Below are 23,108 nucleotides of genomic sequence, written 5' to 3'. Positions count from 1 at the left end.
TCTGGGTGAGGTGTTTCAGGGGGAAACGCTTAAAAATAATTGTAAAGGAGTCCTGTGAATGATAAAAACCTATGTGCTGGATACCAATATTCTGATACAGGCGCCCTACGCCGTCCATTGTTTTGAGGACAACCAGATCGTCCTGCCCGTGGCCGTACTGGAGGAACTGGACAATCTGAAAAAATCAGAAGGCGAGAAAGGTGCCAATGCCAGAACGGCCATCCGGCTTTTGGAAGGGCTGCGCCAAAAAGGGGACCTGCTGTCGGGCGTCATGCTGGAACGTGGGGGAAGCCTGCGGGTGGAGAAAAATTTCGTGGATATTGTACTGCCTCCCGATCTTCCTGATGATAAGATGGATAACCGCATCCTCAAGGTATGCAGGGGGCTGGCAGGCCAGCAACAGGACGGAAGGGTGATCCTTGTGACCAAGGATATCCTTTTGCGGATCAAGGCCCAGATAATTGGGATCCAGGCAGAGGATTTTCTAACTGAGCAGGTTTCCGACAAGGAGGAACAGTATACGGGCCGAATTGAGGTATATGCGCCTGAGGATTGTTTTAAGGATTTTAAGAAAAAGGGAATTCCTGTAAATATTGTTTACACTTCCAGCCAGGAAGGCGTGCATACCACTCCAAAACTCTGGGAAAACCAGTTTGTGATACTGAAAGCAGACCAGTCTGCTAAAAAAACAGTACTGGGGCGGGTGGAGGGAGAGCGGATCGTGGGGCTGGACTACAAAAAAGCCAGACCCTACGGAATCGCACCAAAGAATTCCGGCCAATATTTTCTCCAGGAAGCCCTGATGCAGTCCGCCGACCGGGCCCCTCTTGTGATTGTAAAGGGAATGGCGGGCACTGCAAAGACCTTTTACTCCCTGGCGGTAGGGCTTGAGAAGCTGCTGAACGACCCTTCCGGCGAATACCGGAAGATCCTTATCAGCCGTCCCAATGCTCAGTTTGACTCAGACATCGGTTTCCTTCCCGGGGATGAACAGGAAAAGATCTCGCCCCTGATGCGCCCCATCATAGACAACCTGGAGCAGCTCATTGATTCCTGCGAGGAAAAACGCTATGAGAATGAATCTGAGCTGAAAGGGAAGATCGATGAGATATTTGACCGGGGACTGGTTCAGGCAGAGGCGCTGAACTTTATAAGAGGAAGGTCCATTGTAAGGACCTACTTGATCATTGATGAGGCCCAGAACATGACACCTGCCCAGGTCAAGGGGATCATTACAAGAGCAGGAAAAGGCACTAAGATCATCCTTTTAGGCGACCCCAACCAGATAGACCGCAGTTTCCTGGACGAGCGGACCAATGGATTGAGCTATGCGGCAGAGCACATGAAGGGGAGTTCCCTGTGCTGGCAGATTACCCTATGCGCGGAGGAATGCCAGCGCTCCCAGCTGGCCATGGATGCAGTGAAGAGAATGCAGTGAGGAGAATGCAGTGGGGAGAATGCAGTGGGGAGTACGCATGCCTCCCGGCCACAGTTTCTAAAAATACCATTAAGAATCCCGCGGCCGCATTGATTTTAAGCGGAAATTAGGTTATAGTTACTGTCATGCGAAGGGCTGATCCTAGTGGCGCCGTCCGGTACCGGAACAGGCAGAGCTCCGGTATCAGGGCTGCCGGTTGACCGGCATCAAAACCGGCAGAGAGCCGGCACCAGGACAGCCGGCGGGAAAGGAAATGGATAGGGATGAACCGGTTAAGAGAGAAATTTCAGCGTTTTATGATAGGCAGGTACGGGATGGACCAGCTGGGCCAGTTTATGGTATGGGCAGTTCTGGTATTGATCGTGATTAATTTGTTTGTGCGGGCTTCGCTCCCGTCCACGATCCTTGACACATTGGAACTGGTGGGGCTTATCACCATGTATTTCCGTATGTTCTCAAAGAACGTGGGAAAGCGTTATCAGGAAAACCAGGTGTTTCTCAGGATGCGTTTTTATGTGACTGAGTACTGGCGCAAAGTGAAATTCAGTTTTACACAAGGGCGCAAATACCGGATTTTTAAGTGCCCAAACTGCGGTCAGAAGATCCGCATTCCCAGAGGGCATGGGAAAGTCAGCATCCACTGCCCCAAATGTAAGACGGATTTTATTAAAAAGACGTGAACCTGCCTTACAGTATCACGGCTTTTCCGACAGCAGCTGTATGGATGTGGCGTATTCCGATGGCGTCATGGTCGTCAGTTTTTTGAACTGCCTGGAAAAGTAGTGAATGGACGTGTATCCAAGTTTATCTGAAATCTGCGTAAAATTCAGCTGGTGGTCACGGATCATCTGTTTGGCCGTGTCCACCTTCATCATGGAGAAGAATTCAATCACCCCGCAGCCCTGGGCATCCCGGAACAGCTTTTGCAGTTGGGAACGCCCCACCAGGTTATCCTTACAGATCTTATCAATGGTGAGCTGCTCATTGATATGCTCCTCCATATACCGTACGATCCGGTTATAGGTATCGCTGCCTGTTCCTGACTTTGCGGTCAGAAAGTCCGTGGAGTGCACGGGCAGTGGATAGGAAAAATACCTTCGGTACAAATGGATCATAAGCTGCTCCAGGTAGTGGCTGATCAGCTGTGCGGACCCAAAAGAAACAGGATGGTTCAGAAACACCAGTTTCTCCTGGTAGGGATCATCCAGACGGCCGTCAAAGGTGTTGCGGGCCTCCACGATGATCTGGGCCAGCAGCTCTTTTTCCGTATCCTGTATGGTCATGAGCTGGTTTTCAAATGCCTTCATGCAGGGGGAATGGCAGTCAAATCCAATTACCACCAGACTGGGCGATACCAGGCCGTTGGTAAGTACGTTGTGGAATTCATTGGGCTTGTGGAACAAAATGCTGCCCTTTTTCAGCGTCAGCCGCCGGTCATCGGCAATTGCGTCTATTTCTCCACGGTCCACACAGACCAGCTCCCAGAAATCATGGCTTTCCCCTGGAAAGGAAAAGTCGCTCATATACTGGAAATAGTGGATGGATATGATATTTTCTATGGTGATGCTGTCCTCCAGGTGCACACTTTCATATGCCATAAATCCTTCCCCCTTCTTATTGGGTTTACTCTTGTCCCATTGATTCTATTGTATCATACAAATATTCCATGTAAAGAAAGATAATGCAAATAAAAGAATAGAATGTGCAAATATAATTAGCCGATCCATCTTGTGCCAATTTCCCGATTTGTATATACTGAGGTTATTGAACAATTACCATCTGTGTACAAGGAGGAACTATATGTCCAAGACAAAAGGCAGGGTGACACTGCCCAGCGAATCACATTTTCTTGAGGAGACAAAGGAATTAATGGAGCGTTGGGGGGCGGATGCCATCCGTGACAGTGACGGCACAAAACTGGACCAGGAGATCAAATCCCTGGATGCGAAGATATATACCACATATTTTGTGGCCAGAGGGCACAATGAGTTTGCCGGGGAGCACATGGAGGAATGCCAGCAGCTCTATCTTATGTCCAGACGGCATACCGCGGCGGGGGCAGGGTTAAGGATCCGGTTTATGGAGGGATATTTTGACCAGCAGGTGGTTCCTGACCTGGATCACGATCCGAAGAAATGGTGGGAGGTTATGGACAGGACCACAGGAGAGCCGGTTCCGGCAGAGGGCTGGGAACTGTCCGCAGAGGATGGGGACATGGCGGCGGTCATCCTCCGGGCGGAGCCTTTTCATGAGTATACGGTATCCTTTCTTGTGTATGCCATATGGGATCCCACGCAGATGTACAACCACATCACCAACCATTGGGGAGATAAACCACATGAGATACCCTTTGACGTGCGCCAGGTAGCTTCCGGAGCATTTGCAAAGAAGTATCTGATCCAGTGGCTAAAGGACAATCCTGACACGGACGTGGTGCGCTTTACCACGTTTTTTTATCATTTCACCCTGGTGTTTGGCAGTGATGCAAAGGAAAAGTTCGTGGATTGGTTTGGATACGGGGCCACTGTGTCCGTGAAGGCCCTGGAAGAGTTTGAGCAGGAATATGGCTACAGACTGCGTCCCGAGGATATTGTGGACAACGGTTACTACAATTCCACATTCCGGGTGCCCACAAAACATTACAGGGACTATATGGATTTTATCCAGCGCTTTGTGGCCGGAAAGGCTAAGGAACTGGTCAGCCTGGTCCATGAGGCAGGCCGGGAGGCCATGATGTTCCTGGGGGACAACTGGATCGGCACGGAACCTTACGGTAAATATTTTCCTGGAATAGGGCTGGACGCGGTGGTGGGAAGTGTGGGCGGAGGAGCCACCCTGCGCCTGATCTCCGATATTCCAGGCGTGAAGTATACAGAAGGACGGTTCCTCCCCTACTTTTTCCCCGACACCTTTTATGAGGGAAATGATCCTGTCCCGGAAGCGGTTGAGAACTGGCTGTGCGCCCGCCGTGCCCTGATGCGCAAGCCGGTGGACCGCATTGGATACGGAGGATATCTAAGCCTGGCTTATAAATTCCCCGCCTTTGTGGATTATATTGAAAAGGTAACGGATGAATTCCGGGAGATATATGGGAATATCGGGGGAAGCAAACCCTACTGCGGGCTGAAGGCGGCCGTACTTAACAGCTGGGGACGGCTGCGGTCCTGGCAGTCCTACATGGTAGCCCATGCGCTGTGGTATAAGCAGACCTATACGTATTTCGGCATACTGGAGGCATTAAGCGGCGCCGGTGTGGATGTGGTCTTTATCAGCTTTGACGACATCAGGGAGCAGGGCATCCCGGAGGATGTGGATGTGATCATCAATGCAGGCGATGCGGGAACGGCCTGGTCCGGCGGGGATGAGTGGCTGGATGGGAAGCTGGTGGCCGCGATCCGCAGATGGGTCCATGAGGGCGGCGGTTTTGTGGGTGTGGGCGAACCCAGCGCGGTTCATCACGCAGGCCGTTTCTTCCAGTTGGCCGATGTGCTGGGAGTTGACAAAGAACTGGGATATTCCCTTTCCACGGATAAGTACTATGTGAAACAGGCGGAGAGACATTTTATCACAGAGGACCTGATCCGGCAGCCAGGGCAGTGGGTTCCCACAGGCGGGCAGGCGGTTTCGCAGGACGGCAAACCAGGCCCGGCGGACAGGATATTACCCATTGATTTCGGCGAAGGTATGAAGAACGTCTACGCCCTTGGCCCGGACACGGAAATTGTGGAATATTCCAACCATGAAGTGCATCTGAGTGCCCACTCTTACGGAAAAGGCCGCAGTGTGTATCTGGCAGGGCTTCCTTACAGCCGGGAGAATACAAGGATCCTGCTGCGAAGCATGTTCTATGCAGCGTCCAGGGAGAAGGACATGAAGAAATGGTACGGGGATAACGTGTACTGTGAGGTACACGCTTACCCGCAGACCGGACGGTATGCGGTGGTGAATAATTCCAGTACACTTCAGGATACCGTGGTGTACGATGGACAGGGGAATGCACGGGAAATAAAGCTAAATGCCTGTGAAATACGCTGGTTTACGATCTGATATGGATGTATTCTTTTGATTGGGCAGCAGGATGGCGTCCCTTAACGCAGCCAGTTTAAGGGTGTGACCGTGGATCACGCAACCGTGTGCACTTCCTTCCCGGCGCCTGTTCCCTACCTTGTGATTGCCGGAACTCAATGCAAGGGATACCGCGTTTTTAACGGAGGCGGTATCCTTTTTTAATTGGTTAGATCAGGCCTTTGACGAATAATGGTCTGGGTTAATTCCAAAAAAGTAGAGACAATGGGGGAAAGCACTTCATCAGTACGGGTTGCAATGGAGATGGAACGGGTAGGATAACCCTCCAGATATTTGATTGCTGCTCTACGAGAGTAATTGTTTAGAATCAGTTTGGGAAGGACGGTACAGCCAAGGCCGTTTTCAACCATGGCTAACAAAGCAAGATCATCGTGCATGGTAAAGGCCACAGAAGGATTGAAATTGTGTTTATGACACAGATAAAGGATATCTGTATTGCTTCCGTCCGTAGGCATTAAAAATGGTACCCCATTCAACTGTTGGAACGTTATGGGGGAATCAGAAGATGACAGCGGATGGTCAGGCGGAAGTACCAGGCACAGGGAATCATCAAATAAATGGATTTGATTCAGCCCTTGAGCGTTAGAGCCGCTGACAAAGCTGCAGTCAGCAATTCCATCTATAAGAAACTGTTCCATTTCAGGATAGCTTCCCTCGCCGGTCAGCATTTCAATCTGCACATTGGGATAAAGCTGATGAAACTGACCTATGATAATAGGCAGAAGCACAAGGGATACGCTGGTAAAAGCACCGACCTTAAGGGAACCAATCTGCATTCCGATAATGGAGTTGGCGGTAGCCAGGATTTTATCTTCACATGAAATAGCTTCGCGGATATAAGGCAGAAGCAATTTTCCTTCGGTGGTCAGTTTGGTACCGGAACGGTCACGCTGTAAGATTTTAATCCCAAGTTCTTCTTCCACCGACTTAATCTGGTGACTGGCTCCGGATTGGGTGTATCCCAGCTCGGATGCTGCTTTTGTCAGATTTCCTAATTCAATCGCTTTGACCAGTAACCGGTATTTAATGATATTCATAGAAGCTTCTCCTTATTTTTATATGATAATGATGTCTCTATTATTCTTTCATGGATTATGCTGAGTGTCAATAGAATAACCTAAATTACATGAAAAAAATTAATGGAATATAAGAAATATATGAATTTTACATATTGTAAAAAGTGATATATAATAACAAAAGAAAAGAACGGAAAATGTATTTATTGCATAAAAATGTGTTTTACCGTCAAACAAAATGAAATGGAGCAAGGAGGCTGAATATGGGCAAAGATATGGGGAGATATATTGTCAAGCGTGTACTGATCGCAGCAGTAACGCTCCTGGCGATCACTTTTTTGCTTTTCTTATTAATGGATCTGTTGCCGGGATCGCCATTTAATAATGAAAAGCTGAATGAAGCGCAGAAGGCGCTTCTGGAACATAAATATGGTCTGGACAAACCATTTTTTGTCCGGTATTGGATTTATTTGAAGAATCTGTTCCACGGGGATTTTGGAATATCTTATGTGATTGCCGTTGACCAGCCGGTATCAAATATGATGGCCACACGATTACCGATCACAATACGTATGGGTGTTCAGGCCATGCTGATCGGTGTTGTCATCGGACTGGTTCTAGGAATTATTGCAGCACTGAAGAAAAATACCTGGATCGATACGGTCGCAACCGTATGTTCTGTGATTGGATTCAGCGTACCTGCTTATGTGTTCGCACTATTTCTGGTATTTTTTGCTGCATTTAAAATGGGGTGGTTTCCCATTCGGTTCGCGATCGATCAGCCGGTCTTTTCCAGTATCCTTCCAACCTTATCGTTATCTGCTTATATCATAGCAACCATGGCACGGTATGCAAGGTCGGAGATGATTGAATGTCTGAGCAGTGATTACATTATTCTTGCAAAAGCCAAGGGAATTAATGAACGTAAAGTGATTGTACGGCATGCGTTACGAAATACCCTGGTTCCTATTATTACTGTATTATCTCCTCTGATGATTGGGCTGATTACTGGAAGTGTTGTTGTAGAACAGATTTTTGGAGTTCCCGGACTTGGACAGATGCTGCTTTCCGGTGTACAAAATAATGATTACAATGTGATCATGGCGGTGGCACTTGTTTACAGCTTTTTGTATATTGTAATCATGCTGGTGGTTGATGTATTATACGGATTTATAGATCCGAGGATTCGCGTGTCTGGAGGTAAAGCATAATGCAGGAAATCAATATGAATATACCGGATATTCCAGCGGAGAAACTGAAACTGGTACATAAAGATCCTTCTGATTTTCATGAGGTTTCTGAAGTATATGAGAATACCTCATATGGAAAAGATGTGGCTTTAAAAATGCTTCATAACAGAGGTGCCATGGTGGGACTTGCCATGATTGTGGTAATTATTTTGTTTGCAATGTTTGCACCGGTCGTATCTGCCAGGGCATATGATCAGGTAATATTGGAACATAATTCTCTCTCGCCCAGAATACCGGTACTTGAGAATTTTGGTATTTTCAATGGTGTAAAGGACGGGGTTGATGTTTACGCACAGCGGGGAATACCGGATGATGTTTATTATTATTTTGGTACAGATTCCCTGGGAAGGGATTTGTGGACAAGACTCTGGAGCGGAACCCGCCTCTCCCTTTTGATTGCGGTGATTGCGGTTGTGATTGATCTGGCCATAGGAATGAGCTACGGGTTAATTTCCGGGTATTTTGGAAAAAAGGTGGATTTTCTGATGCAGCGTTTTGTTGAAATATTGAACGGGATTCCGCAGGTGGTTCTGGTCACGCTGTTTGCGCTTGTATTGGAACCTGGAATTGCATCGATTATCCTGGCGCTTCTTGTAAGCGGCTGGATTCCCATGAGCCGGGTTGCAAGGGCGCAGATGCTGAAGCAGAAAAGCCAGGAATATGTACTGGCTTCCCACACCCTGGGAACCAATAACCGCAAAACAATTTTTGGAGAAATTGTTCCGAATGTTCTCGGTCAGGTAGTTACCATGAGTATGTTCTCCATCCCCAGTGCCATCTTTACGGAGTCTTATCTTTCCTATATTGGTCTTGGAGTAAGAGCTCCCATGGCATCCCTGGGGTCCCTGGTCAGTGACGGGTACGGTTCATTCCTGTCATATCCGTATCTGGTAATTGCGCCGGTTACGGTTCTGGCCATATTGATGATCAGCTTCAATCTGTTTGCGGACGGGCTGCGGGATGCGGTTGATCCGACCATGAAGGATATGTAGGAGGAAATGAAAAGATGGAACGAGAACGAGTTTTATCAATTAGAGATCTGGAAATTTCCTTTGATACGGTGCATGGGAAGGCAACGGCTATCCGGGGAATGCGGTTTGATCTGTACAGAGGGGAAACAGTGGCAATTGTGGGGGAAAGCGGCAGTGGGAAGTCTGTTACCATGAAAGCCGTTATGGGTATTATCAGTAATAATCAGCATATTGACCATGGCTCCATCAACTACAGCTGGTGGGATGAGAACGGACAGAAGCAGACCGTAGATATTGCGAAGATGTCGGAACGGGATGTACGCAGCAAAATATGCGGACGCCATATTTCCATGGTATTTCAGGATTCCATGACATCCCTTAATCCCACCGTGACCATTGGAAACCAGATCATGGAAGGAATGCTGGAACACTATAAGCTGAGCCGGGAAGAAGCAAAAGCACGGGCAATCAAGCTTCTGGAAGAGGTTGGAATTAAAAACCCGGAAAAGAGGTTTAAACAATATCCTCATCAGCTTTCCGGAGGAATGTGCCAGAGGGTCGGCATCGCAATCGCGCTGGCCTGCGATCCGGACATCCTGATCTGTGATGAGCCTACAACGGCACTGGATGTTACGATTCAGCTGAAGATACTGAATCTGATTAAGAAGATCCAGAAGGAGAAGCAGATATCGGTTGTCTACATTACGCATGATCTTGGTGTTGTAGCCAAGGTGGCGGATTATGTGTGCGTGATGTACGCCGGCAGAATGATCGAAAAGGGAAGTGCAGAGGAAATATTCTATGATCCAAGGCATCCCTACACATGGGGCCTGCTTTCCTCTATGCCGGATCTTACCACAGACTCGCCGCGTCTGTTTGCTATTCCGGGGGAGCCGGTCAACCTTCTGCGCGAAATCAAAGGAGATGCCTTTGCGCCCCGCAATCCGTATGCGCTTAAAATTGATTTTGAGCAGGCGCCTCCGATGTTTAATGTGGGCGGAAAGCACAGGGTTGCCTCATGGCTGTGCCATCCCAACGCGGAAAAGGTCCGGATGCCGGAATCCCTGCGTACCAAAATTGACCGGATGCTGAAGGGGGTGAGCTGATATGGAAGAGAGGGATGTGATTTTAGAAGTAAAGCATTTAAAACAATATTTTAAAATCAACCATAAGTTTACCGTAAAAGGTGTGGATGATATTTCCTTTAAGATTTACCGTGGAGAGACGTATGGCCTGGTAGGCGAGAGCGGAAGCGGTAAAACTACAACGGGACGTTCGATCATACGGTTGTATGATGCCACAGACGGAGAAGTTATTTTTAATGGTAAAAAGATCAGCGGTCCCATTGACAAAGCCACAAGGGATTATCTTCGCACCAATATGCAGATGATTTTCCAGAATCCGATGTCATGCCTGAACCCGCGAAAAAAGGTGATCGACATTATAGGGGAAGGGCTGGACGCCCATCACAGCTATAAGAGCAGAGAAGAACGGGAAGAAAAGATCTATGCGATACTGGAAAAGGTGGGGCTTGACAGGGAGCATGCCACCAGATTTCCACATCAGTTTTCAGGCGGGCAAAGGCAGAGAATCGGCATTGCCAGAGCGCTGGTCATGCTTCCCCAGCTGGTGATTGCAGATGAGTGTATCAGCGCACTGGATGTTTCGATCCAGGCGCAGGTGGTGAATCTGATGCGGGACCTTCAGGATGAATTGGGGATCACCTATTTATTCATTGCCCATGATCTTTCCATGGTGAAATATATCAGTGACCGTCTTGGAATCATGCATCTGGGCCATATTGTGGAGACCGGGACAACGGATGAGATTTTTGCCGATCCGGTACACCCCTATACCAGGTCGCTGCTTTCCGCTATTCTGGAGCCGAATCCCAGGGTGGCGGCGGCTAAGGTTCCCGTATTTTATGACCCAGGGGAGTTGGGAATCGATTATACAAAAGGTACGGTTCATGCATTAAGCGAGACACATCAGGTACTTGCTGCGGAGGAAGAATTTACAAAGTGGATAAATAATTTAAATAAAGGAGGATCATTATGAGAAAAGGTAGAAAGGTATTGGCGTTGCTTGCAATGGCGGCGATTACTGCCGGAGCATTGGCAGGCTGCGGATCAGGGGCGGCTGCGGATACGGGATCATCTGCATCTGTTAACGGATCATCCGCGGCTGGTACGGAAACGGCAGAAGCGGCAGAAGGAGGGCATGTGCTGAATATTGCAAAACTTGCAGCATTACAGGCATGTGATCCCCACAAGGTAAATGACCCCATGTCCAATGAGCTTTTGACAGCGGTGTTTGACGGTTTGTATACTCTGGATGAAAACGGCGCCTTAGACCCGCTGATGGCAGAAAGCTATGAGATATCAGAGGATGGCCTGACCTATACCTTCCATCTTAGAGAGGCTTACTGGAGCAACGGAGAACCGGTTACTGCTAACGATTTCGCATTTTCCTGGAAACGTCTGGTGGATCCGGCTACCGCGGCAAAGAACAGCAACGAAGCAGTTGCAGTAGGCATTAAAAATGCAAAAGCGATTGTAGACGGAGAGATGGACCCGGAACAGCTGGGGGTTACTGTAATTGATGATAAGACACTGCAGGTCGAGCTGGAAGCAATCGTACCTTATTTTCTGAAAACCCTGGTACGTCCTGCGTTCCTTCCCATCAACCAGGCATATTTTGAGTCAGCCGGTGAAGATTATGGCATGAAACCAGAGGCAACCATCTATAACGGCCCGTATACCTGGACTTACTGGGATTACGCCACCAATATCAGGGCGACTAAAAACCCTGATTACTGGAATGCGGACAATATCGATATTAATCAGCTGAACTGGCAGATTGTGACTGATTCCCAGACCGGCGCTTTGATGTTTGAAAACGGAGAGCTGGACTTTGTAGAAATCAGCGGAGCTTTGATTAATAATTACGCCGGCAGTCCGGCATTTACAAAGGCGCTGGAAGTACATATGTGGTATATATACCCTAATTTTGAAAATGAAGTACTGGCCAATGTTAATATCCGGAGAGCGCTGGCAACTTCCATCAACAAAGATGCAATTGCAAAGACAGTACTGAACAATGGTTCTCAGGCAGCCAATTACTTAGTCGGGTATAATCTGTGCTTTGCTCCTGATGAAAAGACCCAGATGCGTGATACCAACGGTGATCATTTCCTGGCATACGACATGGAAGCGGCAAAGCAGTCCTGGCAAAAGGGACTTGAGGAACTGGGGAAGGACAGTGTAACGCTGCGCCTGATGTACTATAACAATAATGACGCATCCATCGCCCAGGCTGAATATATTGCTTCACAGTGGCAGCAGACTTTGCCGGGGCTTAAAATTGAGCTGTACAGCTATCCGTCCAGCTCAGCTCTTACCTATGCACAGAGTGGAGACTTTGATCTGTTCCTGTTCCGTTGGGGCCCGGACTATAAGGACCCGATGGCATTCCTTGAACTGTTGGGAAGAAAGAATGAGCATAATTACGGACGTTATGACGGAAAAGAATTTAATGATATTATTGATGCAGCTTCTACAGCAGAGATGTTGAAAAATCCGCAGGCAAGATGGGACAGCCTGGCAGAGGCGGAAAAGATTCTGCTGGATGAGGATGTGGCCGTATTCCCGACTGTACAGAATGGTCTGGCTATGCTGATCAATCCAAAAGTACATGGGTTAGAGGTACGTAATACCAGCCTGACATGGAACTACCGTTTTGTTACAATGGATGACTGAGCGATCTGAAATCGCCGGATGATATTGATGAGGCTGTGAAAATGTGGTTTGAATCTGCATTTATCACAGCCGCATCTGTCTCATGTAATAGTATTAGGAGGAATTTGCTGTGTTTAAAGAAAAAGGTTCATTTATGAAAATGTTGAAAGATGGAGAGCAGGTGTTTGCTCCAAGCGTATGGGATTGCTTTTCTGCAAAAGCTGCGGAGCTTTGCGGATACAGGGCGATGCTGCTCAGCGGCGCGGCTGTGTCAAAGGGGCTGATCGGTATGCCGGATCTGGGATTGATGACGGCGGATGAGCTGATTTATGTGACGGAACGGATTACTGATTTTTCACCCTTGCCATTGATCGTGGATTTTGATGAGGGGTACGGTGACAGCCCGCTGAACGTATACCGGAATATTAAGAGACTGGTCCGGGCCGGAGCCCAGGGTTTTACTCTTGATGACGGGCAGGGCGTCAGGGGATATGAACGTCTGGCTTATTACCGCGGAACCGGGAAAAAACCTTATGATGTTATGCCGATGGATGTTTACCTTGCCAAGATAAAAGCGGCTCTGGCCGCGGTGGAAGGAACGGATTGCGTTGTAATTGCGCGGACAGAAAGCAGAGCTGTCAATGGATTTGATGATGCGATGGAACGTGTGGCCCGCGCCCATGAGCTGGGAGCACCAATGACCCTGATCAACCGTGTCAATGATATGGAAGAGTGCAAAAAGGTTGCCGCAGCTGTTCCCGGCTGGAAGATGTATCCGGATATTGACGTAATGCCTGATGGCGTGCCGATGGTTACCATGGAGGACGTGAAGGAGCTTGGTTTTAATTTTGTGACAATCCACTGCCTGGAGAAAGGGGCAATGTGGGGCATGGTGCTTTATGGAAAGAATAATTTCCAGAATAAGAACGGCATTTTTTCCGGCCGTCATCAGATGGATGGTCTTACAGAAGAGGAAAAGAAAGAGGCATTTAATGTCTATGGAACGCAGTGGCTGCAGTTAGAGAAAACGTTCCAGGAGATGAAGTGATTCAGGTGAAACCGGCCATTATGTAAAACACGGAATACGTGTTTGAAGGAGGAATCAGATGGGATTGGAGACATGGGTACTTGGGGCCTTTCTGGTGGCTCTGGCCGTGTGTATAGGTACAGGAACAGAACTTTTATATGCGCTGCTGTTCGGAATGGTCTGTTTTTCCTGGTACACTGTAAAAAAGGGGCGGACGCTGGGAAATGTATTGAGATTATTGCTTGGCGGCATGGCGCGGGTGGGAAATATTATAATCATTTTTGTGCTGATCGGCTGCCTGACAGCAAGCTGGCGGATTGGAGGCACAATCCCTTTTATCCTGTATCACTCTGTGGATTTGATCGAACCCAGGTACTTTGTGTTGTGTACATTTCTTTTGTGCTGCATGATGTCGTTTCTGACAGGTACCTCGTTTGGTACCAGCAGTACCATGGGAGTCATCTGTATGATGATTTCCAATGCGGCGGGACTGAATCCGATGCTGACAGCCGGGGCTGTTTTATCCGGTATTTTTTTCGGAGACCGTTGTTCTCCCATGTCTTCAAGCGCAATACTTGTATACTCCCTTACCGGGACAGATATTTACCGGAATATCCGGGGGATGATGAAAACCAGCGTGGTTCCTTTTCTGGCTTCCTGCGTTCTTTATGTGGTGCTGGCGGGAGGCATGGCTGCGGAACCGGATCCGACCGTGACCATACTCTTTCAGGAAAATTTTTCCCTCAGCTGGCTAACCGTCATGCCGGCAGTGCTGATGCTTTTGCTGGCGCTTCTGCGGGTGGATGTGAAAATCGCCATGGGAGCCAGTATTGTGACAGCGTCTGCGGCAGCAATCATGATTCAGGGAATTACACCCGGTGAGCTTATACGCATATTATGGACAGGAGGCGTCTTTGAAGAAGGAAGCCGGCTGGCCGTACTGCTGGATGGAGGCGGGATTTCGTCTATGGTTGAGGTCGGGGCAATTGTGCTCATATCGGCTTCTTATTCCGGAATTTTTTCGGTTACACCGCTTCTTTCCGGGATAAAAGACAGGCTGAAGCAGACCGCTGTCAAATTAACGCCCTTTGGCACCGTGATCCTGACTTCGGTTCTTTCTTCTATGGTCAGCTGTAATCAGAGCCTGGGAACAATTCTGACCTGGCAGATCTGTGATGATCTCTATCAGGATAAAGAGGAACTGGCGATTGCTCTGGAAAATTCGGTCATTTTAATTGCGGCATTAATCCCATGGGCGATTGCCGGTGCTGTACCGGTGGCCACGATCGGAGCAGAGATGACCTGCCTTTTGGCTGCGTTTTATCTGTACCTGGTTCCGGCATGGAATCTCTGGATATCTCTCAGAAAACAAAACTTTAATTATATAAATAAATGGAGGAAATATCATGATAAGAAAATGCATTGAAAAAGAAACTGTCCGGAAGCCTGCCCCTTTTCAGGGCACCGGTGAGATTACCGTCCGCAGTTTGTTAAACGGCCCTGATGAAATGAGCCAAAAAGGCCGTGTTTTTGGCCATACCACCGTCTATCCCGGTTCTGAGATCGGTTATCATGTTCATACCGGCGACAGTGAAACTTATTACATATTGAGCGGTACCGGACATTACAATGATAATGGAACCATGGTTACCGTTGGTGCCGGCGATGTAACCTATTGTGCACCGGGTGAAGGGCACGGACTCGCCTGTGCCGGTGAAGAACCCATTGAAATGATTGCCTTGATTCTGTACGAATAATATTTTATGAAATATAAAAGAGGGCTGTCGCACCAGTGATGATGAATCTGATGATTTAAATCACGGATGGTGGGAGAGCCCTTTTTTATATATTGTCATACATAAAACGGCTGCATATGTCGCATATGCCCTGATATAAACATATACCAACATTATATTTGTATAATATATATAAAAATAGTCTTATCGTCTAAATATAACGATAGATTGTGCAAAGAATATTATGTGCAATTTTACTATACTTGAGTTATGAGAAATGTATTTGAAGGGACAAAAACACAAATATATTTAAGGAGGAAGTATTATATGAAAAGAAGAAAATTATGGGCACTGGCACTGACAGCGGCAATGGCCGGCTCACTGACCGCATGCGGAGGCGGCTCCAAACCGGCAGAGACGGCAGCGGCACCGGCGGCAGCGGAGACAACGGCGGCACCGGCAGGTGACAGCGCAGCAGCTGACACACAGGCGCCGGCCGGAGACGGAGGAAGCCTTGTATACTGGTCCATGTGGGAGTCCACAGAGCCGCAGGGACAGGTGATCAAGGAAGCGGTTGACAAGTTTGCGGCCGATACGGGAATCGCAGTTGACGTTCAGTTTAAGGGACGTACCGGTATCCGCGAGGGTCTTCAGCCGGCGCTGGATGCAGGAACCAACATTGATGTGTTTGACGAGGATATCGACCGAGTGAACAAGACATGGGGCGCATATATCCTGGACCTGGAAGACCTGGTAAAGGAGAACGACTACGAGGCAACCGCAAGCGCGAGTCTGATGGGCGCGTGCCGTGAGGTTGGGGACGGAACCCTTAAATCCATTCCTTACCAGCCAAATGTATTTGCATTTTTCTACAACCAATCCATTTTTGACGAGGCGGGCGTGACAGAGGTTCCGAAGACATGGGCAGAGCTGGACGCGGCATGCCAGAAGATCAAGGACGCAGGCTATACGCCCATCACATGTGATGACGCCTACATTCTCTGCATGTTCGGATACCATATGTCCAGGATCAACGGATATGATAAGACATCTGACATTGTGAAGAACAATAAGTGGGATGATCCTTCCGTACTGGCCATGGCTAAAGCATATGAGGATTTTGCAGCCAAGGGGTATTTCTCCGAGGGCATCGGCTCCAACGTATGGCCTGCAGGACAAAACCAGGAACTGGCAATGGGCACTGCTGCAATGTATCTCAACGGCTCCTGGCTTCCAAACGAGGTTAAGGACATGGCAGGGGATGATTTTAAGTGGGGATGCTTCAGCTATCCGGCGGTAGAAAACGGTACAGACGGCACGGAAGCAGCTAACTTCGGCGCGCAGGTTCTGGCCATTAACAAGAATTCACAGAATGCAGAGGCTGCATTCCAGCTGATCACATACATCACCAAGGGCGAATTTGACAAGAAGCTTTCCGTTGAGTCCGTAGGCATTCCTTCCGATTCAACCAACACTGAGTGGCCGGCACAGATCGCATGTGTACAGCCGGTAATGGAAAGCCTGACCACACGTTATCCATGGGCGGCCGGCGCAGAGGACAACGTAGACATGACGCCGATCATCAAGGAGAACATGATGAAGCTCTGCGGCGGCTCCGTCACAGCGGATGAGTTTGTGGCAAATTTGCAGGCAGCCGGAAAGTAAAGCTTACAGGCAGCAAGAGTATCATATAAGCAACATCATCATTGAGGTGGCATCGTTTAACGCTGCCGCCTCTTTTAAATTTTATGCAGCAGCATAATTTTTAAGTAAGGAGGCACTGGTGTGAAAAGAAACAAAGGAATGATCATAGCGTTTATGACACCGGCAGTCGTGATGTTTGTCCTGGTGTTCCTCTATCCCATCGTCAGAACCGTTCTGATGAGTTTTTTCAAGATTGAAGGCATCACGGACGCCATGTCAAAATGGACCTTTACCGGAATTGATAATTACGTTAAATTGGCTAACACCACCTTGTTTCGCATGTCCATGTGGAATCTGGTCCGTATCTGGTTTATCGGAGGCATTATCGTCATGTCCCTGGCACTTTTGTTCGCAGTGATCATAACCAGCGGTATCCGTTTTAAGAGCTTTTTCAGGGCCATGATCTATCTGCCCAATATCGTCAGCGCGGTTGCGCTGGCTACCATGTGGCTGCAGTATGTATACAGCCCCAAGTTCGGCCTGTTAAAAACATTTTTTACATCCATTGGACTGGATTCCATTGCCAAAATCCAGTGGCTGGACAATGACCACAAGTTCATGGCATTGCTGCTGGCTTACTGTTTTGGTATGGTGGGATACCATATGCTGATCTTTTCCAGCGGGATCGAGAGGATCAGCGAGGATTATTTTGAAGCGGCAACCCTGGACGGAGCCAACAAGTTCATGCAGTTCCGCTACATCACACTGCCCCTTTTAAAGGGCGTGTTCAGAACGAATATTACCATGTGGAGCGTTACAAGCGTTGGATTCTTTGTGTGGTCACAGCTGTTCTCAACCGTTACAGCCGATACCCAGACCATCACGCCCATGGTTTACCTGTATATGCAGATTTTTGGCGCAGGAAACAGTGTGACTGAGAGAAACTCCGGTGTGGGCGCAGCGGTGGGCGTTATGCTCAGCGTGTGCGTGGTCGCCGTATTCTGGCTGTGTAATCATCTTTTGAAAGATGATGATCTGGAATTCTAGGGAAGGGGAACGTATATGTCAGGATTATTTGGTAAAAAAGAAAAGAGATACAGTGAACCCATCCGCTGGAGGAGGGAACTGAAGCTGGGACCGGGTTATCTGCTTTTGACCCTGTGGATCCTCTTTACCTTTATACTGCTGGGCTGGGTGCTTCTGGCCAGCTTTTCCACCACCAAGGAGATCTTCTCCAACAAGCTGCTGGACAGCGGTTTCCATTTTGAAAACTATGTGAAGGCGTGGGTCAATTCCAATGTGTCCACCATCTTCTTTAATTCATTGTTTTATTCCTTTGTGTCCTGTACCCTGCTGATCGTGATCTGCGCGCCTGCGGCCTATGCGCTGTCACGTTTTGACTTTGTGTGTAATAAGCTGATACAGACCGGGTTGGTTGCATCCATGGGCGTTCCGGTTGTGATGATCGTGCTTCCTCTGTTTGCACTGGTGGCCGGACTTAACATCCTTAACAATGTAACGGCCAATATGGCCACGCTGATCTTTCTGTATATCGGCATCAATGTGCCCTACACCACCATTTTCCTTACTACCTTTTTTGCCAACCTTTCCAGGGCGTTTGAGGAGGCGGCAGCCATTGACGGGTGTCCGCCGGTGAAGACGTTCTGGCTGATCATGCTTCCCATGGCCCAGCCCGGCATTGTGACCGTGACCATTTTCAACTTTATCAATATCTGGAATGAGTATTTTATTTCCCTGATATTCGGCAACTCGGACCGGGTGCGCCCTGTTGCGGTCGGACTGTATTCCATGATCAACTCCATGAAATACACAGGCGACTGGGCCGGCATGTTTGCGGCAGTGGTCATTGTATTCCTGCCCACCTTTATCCTGTATATTTTCCTGTCTGAGAAGATCATCGCAGGTGTTACAGGCGGCGGTGTTAAGGGTTAGGTCATGTCGAGACACAGAATAAAATCCAGTAAGAGAGGTAGATAAGCATGGGAAAGAAACCTGTATTGGTGATTATGGCGGCTGGTATGGGAAGCCGCTACGGGGGATTAAAGCAGATCGACCCGGTGGATGAGTATGGCAATATCATAATTGATTTTTCAATTTATGATGCAAGGGAAGCCGGATTTGATAAGGTAATATTTATTATCAAGAAGGCCATTGAGGAAGAGTTTAAGATCCATATAGGGAACAGGATCAGTAAGTACATGGATGTGGAGTATATATTTCAGGAGCTGGATAAAATACCGGCAGGTTTCCAGGTGCCAAAAGAGCGGGTAAAGCCTTGGGGAACCGCCCATGCGGTCCTGTGCTGCGCATCCAGCATAGACGGTCCTTTTGCGGTTATTAATGCGGATGATTATTATGGAAAAGAAGCGTTTCACATGATTTATGATCAGCTTTCATCCGTGGAGGATAATGACAGATACCAGTATACCATGGTGGGCTACCGTCTCTATAATACCCTTACGGAGAACGGATATGTAGCCAGAGGCGTGTGCACGGTGGATGAATGCAACTGCCTGACCGATGTCCATGAGCGCACCAGAATAGAAAAGCACGGCGATATAGCTGAATACACGGAGGATGGCGGGTCCACATGGACGGAACTTGGGGAGTCCACCATTGTGTCCATGAACATGTGGGGATTTACGGCCAGCATCCTGGCGGAACTGGAAAAACGGTTCGGGGCATTCCTGGAAAAGAACCTTTCCGCGGATCCCTTAAAGTGCGAGTATTTCCTTCCCTTTGTGGTTGATGAGCTGTTAAAAGCAGATCAGGCCCAGGTTACGGTGTTAAAGAGTGTGGACCGCTGGTATGGAGTCACCTACAAGGAGGATAAGGAGATGGTGGTAAAGGCCATCAAAGGATTAAAGGACAGCGGACTGTATCCACAGAAGCTGTGGGAGGGCTGAGAGATGAGTACAGAGATAGAGACATGGATACTGGAGGAAGCGTCCGCGGCTTTTATGATACAGGGACGCATGGTAAGCTGTGAGCGCTACGGGAGCGGACATATTAACGACACCTTTAAGCTGGTGTGCGACCGTCCCTATATCCTTCAGAGAATGAATGATGAGATTTTCAGGGACCCGGTGTCCCTGATGAGGAATATTGAAGGCGTGACCACATTTTTAAGGCAGGAGGTCATAAAAAACGGAGGAGACCCTGACCGGGAGACCCTGAACCTGGTAAAGACAAAGAAGGGGGAAGCCTTTTACGTGGACAGTCAGGGCAGCTACTGGAGGATGTACCTGTTCATTGAAGGAGCCACCTGTTACAACCTGGTGGAAAAGCCCGAGGATTTCTACCAGAGCGGCAAGGCCTTCGGCCATTTCCAGCGCCTTTTGTCCCGGTATCCGGCCAAAGAATTGTCCGAGACCATACCGGGCTTCCATGACACGCCCCGCAGGTTTCAGCGCTTTCAGGAGGTTGTGGATCAGGATATCTGTAACAGGGCGGACCAGGTGAGGGAAGAGATCCGGTTTGTGACGGACAGGGGCGGGGATATGGGCCTTGCCATGGATATGCTGGCATCAGGGGCGCTTCCCCTGCGGGTAACCCACAACGACACAAAACTAAACAACATTATGATCGATGACAGCACAGGCCAGGCCATCTGCATCATTGATCTGGACACAGTGATGCCAGGACTCTCCATCTTTGACTTCGGCGATTCCATACGGTTTGGAGCCAACACGGCGGAGGAGGACGAGACGGATCTGAGTAAGGTTTCCCTGTCCCTTCCTCTGTTTGAGACCTACACCAAAGGATTCTTAAAGGGATGCGCGGGGAGCCTTACGGAGGAGGAGGTAAAAATGCTGCCCCAGGGCGCACGCCTTATGACCCTGGAGTGCGGAATGCGTTTCCTGACAGATTACCTGGAAGGGGATACCTATTTTAAGACCGCCAGGGAGAAACATAATCTGGACCGGTGCCGGACCCAGTTTAAGCTGGTGGAGGACATGGAACAGAAGTGGGAAGAGATGCAGACAATTGTGGAAATGGTTTCCGCTGTTTCCCTTTGATCCCCCCGCCGCCTATCCCGCACGGTAGGTGGTGGGGGTTATCCCTGTAAACTTTTTAAACAGCACGTAAAAATATTTAATATTGGAAAAGCCCACACGCTGCGCAATCTCCTCCACGGACTGGTCCGTATGCCTGAGAAGGCGCATGCTCTCCTCCAGACGGCATGTGTTGATATAGTCGTTGATGGAACGTCCGTAAGAACTTTTAAACATGCGGCCCAGATAGGCATTGTTCATCTGGATCATGTCTGCAATGCGCTGGGAGTTCAGGCTGCTGTCATGGTAGTGTTCCTGGACGATCTCTTTAATGTGGCGGGCCAGTTCAGAATATTTTTCCGCCTTTTTTTCACTGTAATTATCACAAATGGATACAAAGGCCCTGTCAAAGGCCCGGTTGATCTCCCCCAGATCCCTGATCTGCTCCAGGGATTCGGGGAGAAGCTTCTGGCCGTCTTTCAGCAGATCGCTGGAAAACTCATTTAAAATATTGCATATGGTATCCTCGGCCCGGTATAGGATGTACTGAAAGTCATCGTACCGGTAGTTTTTAATGGTGTCCAGGATTTCCAGCCATTTGGCCCGGCTCAGGTCAAGGCTGCCTGACTTGAGGCGTACGATCAGGTCTGTAAAATCCCTGGTGGTAATGGTATTGGCCGGAGTTTTTATGGCCAGGGCTTCCTCATGGATCACAAGTTCCTCCTCATTGAGGATCAGGCCCAACTTGCGCAGTTCGTTCAGGTTGGAAAAATGGGAGGCCAGGCTCTCAAAATCCGTAAACAGGGAACTTTTAAACAGGCGGCAGTTGAGTGACTGGGAAATAAAAGCGGCCAGGTCTTTGTAATCCTCCTCAGATTCCCAGATGCCAATACAGGCATAGATGTGGGAGGATTTGGTGACTACCATTTCCGGGTGCTGTTTTTCCACCAGCTCGTAGATGTCTTTTCTGTGCTGGGCATGGACCAGCATAAAACCAAATGGGCCTTCCTGGTTCTTAAAAAGTCGGGAGGAGGACAAAGAGAGCTTGCCGGCCAGCATGTCATACAGGACCTGCTCCAGGCTGGCGCGCTCTGATTTGGACACCACTGCATTGATCTGTTCTCTCAGGGGAAGGGAGGGAGCGTTGGGAGGACCGGGCATGTCGGGTTCATTTCCCTCCAGAAGCTTGTCAATGGTCTTAATGGCGTCCTTTAGCCTGAGCATGGGCATCAGGGCAAAGATGAGCAGCACAACCAGGGCAGCGCCGAAAATGGAGATCAGCGTTACCATAAAACATACCACGATCCGGCGAAAGTACAGGAGGCGGGGAAGGGTTTTTTGCAAAGGGGAGATCTTCATGTAGGTATGGCCCGTTGTCAGGGACTCATAATACATGCAGATTTCCTTTTTCTTATTGTCTATAAAATACCCGCTGTTTTTTTCCTTGGTGATCATGGGATAGTACTCGGTGTATTTGTCCAGGAGGGAGTCGCTTGCGGACACCAGGATATCCCCGTGCTTGTTGATGACGATCAGGTCTGAGGACGGGTTGGAGGCCAGCAGGGACTTTTTGTACCAGTTGCTTTTGATGGTAATGATCAGGGTGCTGGGCTTGGGGGTTCCGTCAGGGTATACCTCGTAGAACATAAAGGTGTAATACTCTTTTCCGCCAGGTCCGTTTTCATGGCAGTAGATGGGTTTAAAACGGTCTTCATTGGTCCTGCTGATCAGGAGCTGGCGGATGGGGGACTTCTTATAAATATCAATGGGCTGGTCCGGGAAGGAGGGATCAGTGGAGTATACGTGCTCCGTGTAGCCGTTGTGGATGATGATGGACTCTGCAAAATCCGTGGAGCTTAGGGACGTATTCAGATCCCTGGTCATGTATACACGGTCCGTGTTGGAAAAGGTTCCGGATCCCATCATGGTTTTTACCGCATCTGAATAAAACAGCTGCATTCCATAATTTACAATGGAGGAGTTGATGGTTTCTGTAAGGGAATCGATCTGGATGGCAAAATCACGGTTCAGGTCGGAAATGGAGTCATAGGTGATGCGCTCGAAAATGCGGAACAGGGTGAGGAAGATGATGGCAAGCACCACAAGAAATCCTGAACCAAGGGCCAGGATGTGGATGAGTTGTCTGATTTTCTTGGGGTTTTTTACTGCTTTCTCCGTCATCTTACC

General features: G+C 48.7%; 19 protein-coding genes. 16 read left to right on the top strand and 3 right to left on the bottom strand.

The features are described from left to right. Positions 1–58 precede the first annotated feature (58 nt). Positions 59–1,438, top strand: a complete 1,380-nt coding sequence (locus HMPREF9469_RS12070) for a PhoH family protein (RefSeq protein WP_007862287.1) — start codon at positions 59–61, stop codon at positions 1,436–1,438. 263 nt (positions 1,439–1,701) lie between these two features. Further along, positions 1,702–2,118: a hypothetical protein gene (locus tag HMPREF9469_RS12065; protein WP_007862286.1), complete on the top strand. Its 417-nt coding sequence runs from the start codon at positions 1,702–1,704 to the stop codon at positions 2,116–2,118. Between the two features lie 15 nt (positions 2,119–2,133). Here HMPREF9469_RS12065 and HMPREF9469_RS12060 read toward each other — a convergent pair whose 3' ends face one another. Further along, entirely contained in the window at positions 2,134–3,036 is a 903-nt protein-coding gene (locus HMPREF9469_RS12060; protein WP_007862285.1) for a helix-turn-helix domain-containing protein, read from the bottom strand. A 202-nt stretch (positions 3,037–3,238) separates the two neighbouring features. Between HMPREF9469_RS12060 and gnpA the strand changes: the two genes are divergently transcribed. Continuing rightward, positions 3,239–5,485 (top strand): 1,3-beta-galactosyl-N-acetylhexosamine phosphorylase, encoded by a 2,247-nt coding sequence (gnpA, locus tag HMPREF9469_RS12055; RefSeq protein ID WP_007862284.1) that lies wholly within the window; start codon positions 3,239–3,241, stop codon positions 5,483–5,485. A 179-nt stretch (positions 5,486–5,664) separates the two neighbouring features. On the opposite strand, the gene HMPREF9469_RS12050 is transcribed toward gnpA, so the two are convergent. After that, complete coding sequence (locus HMPREF9469_RS12050) at positions 5,665–6,561, bottom strand: LysR family transcriptional regulator (RefSeq protein WP_007862283.1); 897 nt, start codon at positions 6,559–6,561, stop codon at positions 5,665–5,667. A 242-nt stretch (positions 6,562–6,803) separates the two neighbouring features. On the opposite strand from HMPREF9469_RS12050, the gene HMPREF9469_RS12045 reads away from it, so the two are divergent. The 13 genes from HMPREF9469_RS12045 to HMPREF9469_RS11985 all read left to right on the top strand — a co-directional run bounded on the left by HMPREF9469_RS12045 (position 6,804) and on the right by HMPREF9469_RS11985 (position 20,945). Beyond that, positions 6,804–7,751 carry an ABC transporter permease gene (locus HMPREF9469_RS12045; protein ID WP_007862282.1) on the top strand — a complete coding sequence of 316 codons (948 nt, stop codon included), beginning with the start codon at positions 6,804–6,806 and terminating at the stop codon, positions 7,749–7,751. Then, positions 7,751–8,782 (top strand): ABC transporter permease, encoded by a 1,032-nt coding sequence (locus HMPREF9469_RS12040; protein WP_007862281.1) that lies wholly within the window; start codon positions 7,751–7,753, stop codon positions 8,780–8,782. Before HMPREF9469_RS12045 ends, HMPREF9469_RS12040 begins: the two co-directional genes overlap by 1 nt. Positions 8,783–8,796: 14 nt before the next feature. Then, on the top strand, positions 8,797–9,867 hold the full coding sequence (locus HMPREF9469_RS12035; RefSeq protein WP_007862280.1) for an ABC transporter ATP-binding protein: 1,071 nt from the start codon (positions 8,797–8,799) through the stop codon (positions 9,865–9,867). A 1-nt stretch (position 9,868) separates the two neighbouring features. Beyond that, positions 9,869–10,819: an ABC transporter ATP-binding protein gene (locus HMPREF9469_RS12030; RefSeq protein ID WP_007862279.1), complete on the top strand. Its 951-nt coding sequence runs from the start codon at positions 9,869–9,871 to the stop codon at positions 10,817–10,819. Next, entirely contained in the window at positions 10,816–12,519 is a 1,704-nt protein-coding gene (locus tag HMPREF9469_RS12025; protein ID WP_007862278.1) for a peptide ABC transporter substrate-binding protein, read from the top strand. Before HMPREF9469_RS12030 ends, HMPREF9469_RS12025 begins: the two co-directional genes overlap by 4 nt. A 109-nt stretch (positions 12,520–12,628) precedes the next feature. Next, positions 12,629–13,546: an isocitrate lyase/PEP mutase family protein gene (locus HMPREF9469_RS12020; RefSeq protein ID WP_007862277.1), complete on the top strand. Its 918-nt coding sequence runs from the start codon at positions 12,629–12,631 to the stop codon at positions 13,544–13,546. A 58-nt stretch (positions 13,547–13,604) separates the two neighbouring features. Then, positions 13,605–14,951 carry a Na+/H+ antiporter NhaC family protein gene (locus tag HMPREF9469_RS12015; protein ID WP_007862276.1) on the top strand — a complete coding sequence of 449 codons (1,347 nt, stop codon included), beginning with the start codon at positions 13,605–13,607 and terminating at the stop codon, positions 14,949–14,951. Then, positions 14,932–15,282, top strand: a complete 351-nt coding sequence (locus HMPREF9469_RS12010; protein ID WP_007862275.1) for a cupin domain-containing protein — start codon at positions 14,932–14,934, stop codon at positions 15,280–15,282. The genes HMPREF9469_RS12015 and HMPREF9469_RS12010 overlap by 20 nt, the downstream gene beginning before the upstream one ends. A 306-nt stretch (positions 15,283–15,588) precedes the next feature. After that, positions 15,589–16,926: an ABC transporter substrate-binding protein gene (locus tag HMPREF9469_RS12005; protein ID WP_007862274.1), complete on the top strand. Its 1,338-nt coding sequence runs from the start codon at positions 15,589–15,591 to the stop codon at positions 16,924–16,926. 120 nt (positions 16,927–17,046) lie between these two features. After that, the gene (locus HMPREF9469_RS12000) at positions 17,047–17,952 is read left to right on the top strand and encodes a carbohydrate ABC transporter permease (RefSeq protein ID WP_007862272.1); all 906 of its coding nucleotides are present in this window, start codon (positions 17,047–17,049) and stop codon (positions 17,950–17,952) included. Between the two features lie 15 nt (positions 17,953–17,967). Beyond that, positions 17,968–18,858, top strand: coding sequence for a carbohydrate ABC transporter permease (locus HMPREF9469_RS11995; protein ID WP_007862269.1), 891 nt, complete (start codon positions 17,968–17,970; stop codon positions 18,856–18,858). Between the two features lie 47 nt (positions 18,859–18,905). Further along, complete coding sequence (locus HMPREF9469_RS11990) at positions 18,906–19,832, top strand: sugar phosphate nucleotidyltransferase (RefSeq protein WP_007862268.1); 927 nt, start codon at positions 18,906–18,908, stop codon at positions 19,830–19,832. 3 nt (positions 19,833–19,835) lie between these two features. Continuing rightward, entirely contained in the window at positions 19,836–20,945 is a 1,110-nt protein-coding gene (locus HMPREF9469_RS11985; protein WP_007862266.1) for a phosphotransferase enzyme family protein, read from the top strand. 12 nt (positions 20,946–20,957) lie between these two features. On the opposite strand, the gene HMPREF9469_RS11980 is transcribed toward HMPREF9469_RS11985, so the two are convergent. Beyond that, on the bottom strand, positions 20,958–23,102 hold the full coding sequence (locus tag HMPREF9469_RS11980) for a helix-turn-helix transcriptional regulator (protein WP_007862265.1): 2,145 nt from the start codon (positions 23,100–23,102) through the stop codon (positions 20,958–20,960). Positions 23,103–23,108: the final 6 nt, after the last annotated feature.

Origin of the sequence: [Clostridium] citroniae WAL-17108 (assembly GCF_000233455.1) — a bacterium.
Classification (GTDB): Bacteria; Bacillota; Clostridia; order Lachnospirales; family Lachnospiraceae; genus Enterocloster; species Enterocloster citroniae.
Note: the sequence above shows the minus strand (reverse complement) of the source record. Positions and strands in the feature narration are given on the sequence as shown.

Coding starts and splice junctions, on each gene's coding strand:
- HMPREF9469_RS12045 (WP_007862282.1), top strand. CDS start 6,804: ATGGGCAAAGATATGGGGAGATATATTGTCAAGCGTGTACTGATCGCA.
- HMPREF9469_RS11995 (WP_007862269.1), top strand. CDS start 17,968: ATGTCAGGATTATTTGGTAAAAAAGAAAAGAGATACAGTGAACCCATC.
- HMPREF9469_RS12015 (WP_007862276.1), top strand. CDS start 13,605: ATGGGATTGGAGACATGGGTACTTGGGGCCTTTCTGGTGGCTCTGGCC.
- HMPREF9469_RS12030 (WP_007862279.1), top strand. CDS start 9,869: ATGGAAGAGAGGGATGTGATTTTAGAAGTAAAGCATTTAAAACAATAT.
- HMPREF9469_RS11980 (WP_007862265.1), bottom strand. CDS start 23,102: ATGACGGAGAAAGCAGTAAAAAACCCCAAGAAAATCAGACAACTCATC.
- gnpA (WP_007862284.1), top strand. CDS start 3,239: ATGTCCAAGACAAAAGGCAGGGTGACACTGCCCAGCGAATCACATTTT.
- HMPREF9469_RS12035 (WP_007862280.1), top strand. CDS start 8,797: ATGGAACGAGAACGAGTTTTATCAATTAGAGATCTGGAAATTTCCTTT.
- HMPREF9469_RS11985 (WP_007862266.1), top strand. CDS start 19,836: ATGAGTACAGAGATAGAGACATGGATACTGGAGGAAGCGTCCGCGGCT.
- HMPREF9469_RS12065 (WP_007862286.1), top strand. CDS start 1,702: ATGAACCGGTTAAGAGAGAAATTTCAGCGTTTTATGATAGGCAGGTAC.
- HMPREF9469_RS12070 (WP_007862287.1), top strand. CDS start 59: ATGATAAAAACCTATGTGCTGGATACCAATATTCTGATACAGGCGCCC.
- HMPREF9469_RS12040 (WP_007862281.1), top strand. CDS start 7,751: ATGCAGGAAATCAATATGAATATACCGGATATTCCAGCGGAGAAACTG.
- HMPREF9469_RS12060 (WP_007862285.1), bottom strand. CDS start 3,036: ATGGCATATGAAAGTGTGCACCTGGAGGACAGCATCACCATAGAAAAT.
- HMPREF9469_RS12005 (WP_007862274.1), top strand. CDS start 15,589: ATGAAAAGAAGAAAATTATGGGCACTGGCACTGACAGCGGCAATGGCC.
- HMPREF9469_RS12050 (WP_007862283.1), bottom strand. CDS start 6,561: ATGAATATCATTAAATACCGGTTACTGGTCAAAGCGATTGAATTAGGA.
- HMPREF9469_RS12010 (WP_007862275.1), top strand. CDS start 14,932: ATGATAAGAAAATGCATTGAAAAAGAAACTGTCCGGAAGCCTGCCCCT.
- HMPREF9469_RS11990 (WP_007862268.1), top strand. CDS start 18,906: ATGGGAAAGAAACCTGTATTGGTGATTATGGCGGCTGGTATGGGAAGC.
- HMPREF9469_RS12025 (WP_007862278.1), top strand. CDS start 10,816: ATGAGAAAAGGTAGAAAGGTATTGGCGTTGCTTGCAATGGCGGCGATT.